The following is a 3,819-nucleotide window of genomic DNA, read 5'->3' on the forward strand; positions in this document are numbered from 1 at the left end:
GCCCGGCCGCACGTCCGCGAGGCCGGTGCGCCGCCCGTCCTGATCCACGGCGACCTGCACGGCGTCGGCCGTCAGCAGCACGTCCACCGTGGTCCGCACCTCGGGGCGGTCGCCGTCGCCGGCCGCCTGGGCACGCAGCACGATGCTCGCGTGTTCGGGACGGGGACGCGAGAGGAGCCCCCAGCCGGCGGTCAGCGCCAGCGGCAACCCGAGGGCGACGACGTCCGGACGGGAGAGGGCGAGGCCGACACCCGCGGCGATCGCCGCGCCAGCGATGCCCAGCGCGATGGCCGGTGTGCGCCGCCAGGTGAGCGCGGCGGTGGACTGCGCCGCCGTCTCGTCCGTCACGGCGTCGTCGCGACCGTCGGAGGCACCGGCGTCCGAGCCAGAGCCGCGTCCACCACCGTCCGCGGGTCCACGCCCTGGGCCCAGGCCTGCGGCGTCAGCGTCAGGCGGTGCGCGAGGACCGGCACCGCGACGCGCTTGATGTCGTCCGGGCGCACGTACGCCCGGCCGTCCAGGGCGGCGAGCGCGCGGCCGAGGAGGACGAGCGCCTGCGAGCCGCGCGGGGACACGCCGACGGACACCGTCGCCGCCTCGCGGGTCGCTCGGGCGAGATCGACGGCGTACCGCACGACATCGGGATCGACGTGGATGCGCTCGACCGCGGCCTGGAGGCGCCGGAGGCCCTCCGCGTCCAGCACCGGGTCGACGTCGATGTCGGGACTCTGCCGTTCCACCCGATCGAGGATGATGCGCGCCTCCTCCTCGGGCCCCGGGTAGCCCACCGCAAGCCGCACCATGAACCGGTCGAGCTGGGCTTCCGGCAGCGCGTACGTCCCCTCGTACTCGATCGGGTTCGAGGTCGCGATCACGTGGAACGGCCGTGGGAGCGCGAACCGGTTGCCCTCCACCGTGACCTGGCGCTCGGCCATGGCCTCGAGCATGGCCGACTGCGTCTTCGGCGTCGTCCGGTTGATCTCGTCCGCGAGCAGCAGACCTGTGAAGAGAGGGCCGGGGCGGAAGACGAACTCTCCGGTCCCGGGCGAGTACACGTACGAGCCGGTGACGTCGCCGGGGAGCATGTCGGGAGTGCACTGCAGCCGACGGAAGTCCAGCCCGAGCGCCCCCGCCAGACTCCGCGCGGCGAGCGTCTTGCCGAGGCCGGGGACGTCCTCGAAGAGCACGTGCCCCCCGGCCAGGATCGTGGCGAGCGCGAGGGTCAGGGGCTCGTCCATCCCGACGACCGCTGTCCGGACGCCGGCGAGCACGCGGCGTCCGACGTCGGCGATCTGCGCAATCTCGTCGTTGGTCATGATGTCTCCTCCGTGTCGGTCGGGATGCGGTCGAGCGCGTCGAGGACGCGCTCGATGTCGGCGCGCTGCACGTCACGCGCATGCAGGGAAGCGCGGACGCCGTCCCCCAGCATCGCGTCGATGCGCGGGTGATGCTCGGGATCGTCGAGGTCGAGGCCGCGATGAGCGAGACGGCGCCGGACGACGCCCTGGACGCGCCGCACGACGACATGTCCGGCGACGCCTGTGCGCGTGTTGATCGCCCAGGCCATCCGTGACACGTCCGAGCCGCGCGCCTCCGCTCGCGGCGCCTCCGGTGGCCACACCACCGTCTCGTCGACGAAGACCTGCCGGGTGGCTGCGACGACCGCGAGCAGGATGAGGGCCCACGCGACGGCGAAGGGGGCGGGCACCCCGAACGCCATCAGCAGTCCGAGGAGAGCGGCCGCGACGAGGACGCTGATCACCGTCAGGACGATCCTCCCCTTCATCGCCACCCCTCCTTGATCCCCCGGAGGGCGGCCGCCGCGCTCCGGCGGTCCTGTTCCCCGGCGACCGCTCCCCCGAAGCGGACGCGCTCGTACAGACCCTGCAGCGCCAGGACCTCGGCCGCGATGCCCTGGCGGGCGCCGACCACCCGAGCCGTGAACTCCGCCGGCGTCTCGGCGGGCCCGCGACCGTGACCGGCGTCGGCGGCGGACTCCTCTAGCCCGACCCACGCGGCGACGATCGCGTCACCGGGGTCGGGCCTCTCGGTCACGGTGCGCAGCGCGGCGGATACCCCGCGGCGGATGACCTCCTCGTCCGGGGGCGCCGCGGGAGTGCTAGCACCGCCCTCCGCGGCGGCAGCGATGACCTCACGGCGATCGAGCGGACGTGCCTGCCACAGACGTCGAAGGAAGCGGAGGAGCTGGCGCAGGACCACGATGACGAGTGCGAGGACGGCCAGCGTCAGCAGCACCCCGAAGATCACGCCGAGAACCTGCGCGAGCGCGGAATCACCCCAGGACTCCGGGGGCGGTGGTGTGCCTGTAGCCGACGGCATCGGCAGGACGACGTCCTCCGGTGGCGGCGGCGTGCTCTCCGGTCCGGACGACGAGAACTGCGGAGTGCCCTGTCCCGCGGCAGCGAGCATGAGGAGGCCGAACAGTCCGGCGATCGCGGCGAGGCCGAGCAGCGACGGAGGTGGCCCTGTCCGGCGCACGGTCTCCGGCCCACGGACCGGAGGCTCTGGGCGCGACATGCCTCCACCCTAGGGGTGCGGTTCGGCGCGGCCGCCTTCAGGGGCGGGGCGCCGCGGAACCGATCAGCCTTGCTCCGAGCGCCGCCCCGCGAAGGCCCCGAGCCCGTCCCGGAGAGCGGCGATCTCACCGATGCCCATCCCGACAGCGGCCATCACCTGCCGCGGCACATCCACGGCCCTCGTGCGCAGAGCCGCGCCGGCGTCGGTGAGCGTGATCTCCAGGCGGCGCTCATCCTCACTGCTGCGCTGGCGGGTCACCAGGCCGTCGGCCTCGAGCCTCTTGACGAGGGGCGACGCGGTCGCGGGCTCCAGCGCGAGGTCGGCCGCGAGGTCGTTCAGGGTCCGCGGCGACCGCTCCCACAGGGCGAGCATCACCAGGTACTGCGGGTGCGTCAACCCGAGCGGCTCGAGGATCGGCCGATAGATCGCGACGACGTTCCGCGCCGCCGTGACCACGGCGAAGCAGAGCTGGTTCTCGAGCCGGAGCAGATCATCGGTGTCAGTCACGACCCCGACTATACATCTGCACGAATCATTAGTACACTAATGAACATGTCACGCGACTCCAGCCGCCCCCCTCTTCGCACCCGCATCCGCGAGGCGGGGGGCCTTTACACCTGGGTGAACACCAACCTGGTGCGTCTCGCCGGCCCGGCCTCGGTCGGACCGTACGAGAAGACGCCCCCGCCCAGCGCCGCGGAGCGCGCCGAACGGGCCTGTCCGCTCTGCGGCGCGCCGATGACCGAGCACGAGATCGACCGCTCCGGCCCGAAGACGCTGGTGCACTGCCCGTAAGCTCGCTCGGCGTCAGTCGTCGTCGTCAGCGAGAGCGGCGCCGACCGACTCCCGGGCCATGTCGATCCAGGTCATCAGCGCGCCATCGTCGGCGATCGCCGAGGCGGAGACATCGATCCACCCGGACCCCATGGTGCGGGATCCCATCACCGCGCGCGAAGCTCCGGGCAGGGTCACCGCGACGGCGCCGTTCTCCTCATCCACGCGGACGAGAAGCGTCCCGTCCTTCCGGGCGCCCACGAGGATGCGCCCCTCGTCGAGGAACGCCCTGGTCCCGAACATCCGGCGCTCCTCGATGGAAGGATCGGCCCCGAGCAGGGCGCGGACGCGGTCCGCGAGCTCCTCTCCTGCGGCATCCATCTCGACTCCGTCTACGCGTGCCCGGCCCGCTCCATCGACCGGAGCTCCTTCTTCAGATCCTGCACTTCGTCGCGCAGGCGTCCGGCGAGCTCGAACTTCAGCTCGGCGGCGGCCGCGAGCATCTGA

7 protein-coding genes and 1 pseudogene are annotated in these 3,819 nt (G+C 72.8%); 1 reads left to right on the top strand and 7 read right to left on the bottom strand.

Annotated elements, in window-relative coordinates; translation table 11 throughout:
* The 5 genes and pseudogenes from DW296_RS13780 to DW296_RS13800 form a co-directional block, all read right to left on the bottom strand.
* Positions 1-348: pseudogene (locus tag DW296_RS13780) on the bottom strand (DUF58 domain-containing protein); the annotation flags it as partial.
* Positions 345-1,316: an AAA family ATPase gene (locus DW296_RS13785; RefSeq protein WP_136052677.1), complete on the bottom strand. Its 972-nt coding sequence runs from the start codon at positions 1,314-1,316 to the stop codon at positions 345-347. The gene DW296_RS13785 and the pseudogene DW296_RS13780, both read right to left, overlap by 4 nt.
* Positions 1,313-1,786 (bottom strand): hypothetical protein, encoded by a 474-nt coding sequence (locus DW296_RS13790; protein ID WP_240743095.1) that lies wholly within the window; start codon positions 1,784-1,786, stop codon positions 1,313-1,315. Before DW296_RS13790 ends, DW296_RS13785 begins: the two co-directional genes overlap by 4 nt.
* A complete protein-coding gene (locus DW296_RS13795) occupies positions 1,783-2,538 on the bottom strand; it encodes a DUF4129 domain-containing protein (protein ID WP_136052679.1) in 756 nt (251 codons plus the stop codon). The genes DW296_RS13790 and DW296_RS13795 overlap by 4 nt, the downstream gene beginning before the upstream one ends.
* 63 nt (positions 2,539-2,601) lie before the next feature.
* Positions 2,602-3,045, bottom strand: coding sequence for a MarR family winged helix-turn-helix transcriptional regulator (locus DW296_RS13800; RefSeq protein WP_136052680.1), 444 nt, complete (start codon positions 3,043-3,045; stop codon positions 2,602-2,604).
* Positions 3,046-3,084: 39 nt separating this feature from the next.
* Between DW296_RS13800 and DW296_RS13805 the strand changes: the two genes are divergently transcribed.
* Entirely contained in the window at positions 3,085-3,333 is a 249-nt protein-coding gene (locus DW296_RS13805; protein WP_060921196.1) for a hypothetical protein, read from the top strand.
* Between the two features lie 12 nt (positions 3,334-3,345).
* Here DW296_RS13805 and DW296_RS13810 read toward each other — a convergent pair whose 3' ends face one another.
* A complete protein-coding gene (locus DW296_RS13810; protein WP_136052681.1) occupies positions 3,346-3,693 on the bottom strand; it encodes a TfoX/Sxy family protein in 348 nt (115 codons plus the stop codon).
* Between the two features lie 11 nt (positions 3,694-3,704).
* A partial coding sequence (locus DW296_RS13815) for a UvrB/UvrC motif-containing protein (protein WP_136052682.1) occupies positions 3,705-3,819 on the bottom strand: 115 nt, incomplete at its 5' end.

Origin of the sequence: Microbacterium sp. K36 (assembly GCF_004794355.1) — a bacterium.
GTDB classification, from domain to species: Bacteria; Actinomycetota; Actinomycetes; order Actinomycetales; family Microbacteriaceae; genus Microbacterium; species Microbacterium paraoxydans_D.

Coding starts and splice junctions, on each gene's coding strand:
- DW296_RS13790 (WP_240743095.1), bottom strand. CDS start 1,786: ATGAAGGGGAGGATCGTCCTGACGGTGATCAGCGTCCTCGTCGCGGCC.
- DW296_RS13785 (WP_136052677.1), bottom strand. CDS start 1,316: ATGACCAACGACGAGATTGCGCAGATCGCCGACGTCGGACGCCGCGTG.
- DW296_RS13805 (WP_060921196.1), top strand. CDS start 3,085: ATGAACATGTCACGCGACTCCAGCCGCCCCCCTCTTCGCACCCGCATC.
- DW296_RS13795 (WP_136052679.1), bottom strand. CDS start 2,538: ATGTCGCGCCCAGAGCCTCCGGTCCGTGGGCCGGAGACCGTGCGCCGG.
- DW296_RS13810 (WP_136052681.1), bottom strand. CDS start 3,693: ATGGATGCCGCAGGAGAGGAGCTCGCGGACCGCGTCCGCGCCCTGCTC.